General features: G+C 33.1%; 2 protein-coding genes and 1 pseudogene. All 3 read right to left on the bottom strand.

The window, feature by feature from the left end:
* Positions 1-273 (bottom strand): annotated as a pseudogene (locus ACQWU4_RS19560) (RHS repeat-associated core domain-containing protein); the annotation flags it as partial.
* Between the two features lie 231 nt (positions 274-504).
* Positions 505-930, bottom strand: coding sequence for a hypothetical protein (locus ACQWU4_RS19555; protein ID WP_429937424.1), 426 nt, complete (start codon positions 928-930; stop codon positions 505-507).
* Positions 931-939: 9 nt separating this feature from the next.
* Positions 940-1,726 (bottom strand): hypothetical protein (locus ACQWU4_RS19550; RefSeq protein WP_429937423.1); only part of this gene is annotated, 787 nt, incomplete at its 5' end.

Raw genomic sequence — 1,726 nt, 5'->3', positions numbered from 1 at the left:
CTCTGCCAATGGGTCTATCACCCCCCATCTGCCAATATCACTCATATACATTCTTGCTCCGTAATCACTCCAGCCTGTTTCCTGTTGCAGCTCTTTACCATTATATTCGTAATTATAAGCAGGATTTCCTGTTAAAGCATTATATCCTTCATGCTTTAACCCAAACGGGTAATAATTGTTTTCTTCAAGAACCTCTGCGCTGCCACTTAAGCTTTTGGAGTAACTTAAACGTATATTTCCCAAATGGCCGGCATAGCTGTAAATATAATTATTATTTTCAAAAATGATTCATCATGAACTTTGATACATTACGTTACCAACATATCTGAAACATCTTGTACGACTCTCAATATTTTGCATAGCCTAATTTCTATTATTTCCTACTCTCGCTACCCAAATATAATTTCAAAATTTTGATTTTCATTTAACCTAAAAAAATATAGCGTTGATTTTCAACGCTATATTTTTTTATCAATACATCTAGTACATTACCTATTTTATTTATCAATACATTTTAAGAACATATTTTTGTAATAAGTAAACAGATCCAAAAAAATTAACAGCAATAGAAATAACAATTATCCATACGATAGTAGTTCCTTTTTTATTTTTTTCTTCAGATAACTTATCAAATTCTTCATTATATTCTTTCCATATATCTGTACGGACAAAGGCAAAATAATTCAGAACACAAAAAAGAATAAGAGAAATTAATAAAATAGGACCAATCACGTCTATATTTAATTTTTTATTATTAATAATAGAATAATAATTCAAAAATGAACCAATAGTCCAAAGTTCGAGAGTGAGTAATACAATTCCTGCTTTAAAGTCACTCCAAAACTCACCACCTACCATTTCAGAAGTATATATTATTGATTTATAAATCTTATAGAAAATGTAGTAATATGCTCTTTTTATTTTCTCCATAATTATTTTTTATTTTGGTTCATGAGCTCCAAAAACATTAATTCTATAGGGGCCTGCCTGATTAAATCCTTCATCTAGCTTTCCCTGAAGCATATTACCATCATCAAAAAGTCCAGGCCAGCCCTTGGGATAAAAATTATCCACGCCAAAATACACTGTGCTAAGAGAGGCTCCAATTGATCCTCCCCAATTGCCCAAAGCTCCAAACCCTGTATTTATAATAGCTTTTCCAGGTGAAACTTGACCTGTTGCCATCCCGCCCATGTCAAATATAACACCTAAACCAAAAGAAAAATGACCAGCTATTTTTGCATATCCTCCAAATTTAGAAATTGGTACAGTTGCATCTGTCATAGCCATTTTCCCAAACTGGCTAAGGTTTCTACCTGTTAATTGATAATTTGCGGATATTCCTCTTCTTACACCCTGAGAATACATATTTTGAGATTGTATAACTCCTGCTGTACCACTCAAAATACCCGCTGTACCAAAAAACCAGTTTCCTTTTCCTGTTGCAGAATACCAATTACTATCTTCCAACTGTTTCAGCTGCTTTTCTACACTCTTCATAACCCTATCAAAAGCTATGGTCATAGCATTCATAACATCTTCTGAACTAATATTAACCCCTTTCTTAGCTGTTACAACAACCTCAGGAACTTGAAAAGTCATATCATCATCAGTAGAAGAGTCTTTACCATTTGAAGAATTTGTAATTAAGCCTCCGCCACCACTTTCACTACTCTGATTGGAAGCCTCATTCAGTAGATCAAAAAAACTACCTATATTATCCTGT

This window comes from Chryseobacterium sp. MIQD13 (assembly GCF_050496705.1).
GTDB lineage: Bacteria > Bacteroidota > Bacteroidia > Flavobacteriales > Weeksellaceae > Chryseobacterium.
The sequence above is the reverse complement of the archived record's forward strand: the minus strand, read 5'-3'. Positions and strand labels throughout refer to the sequence as shown.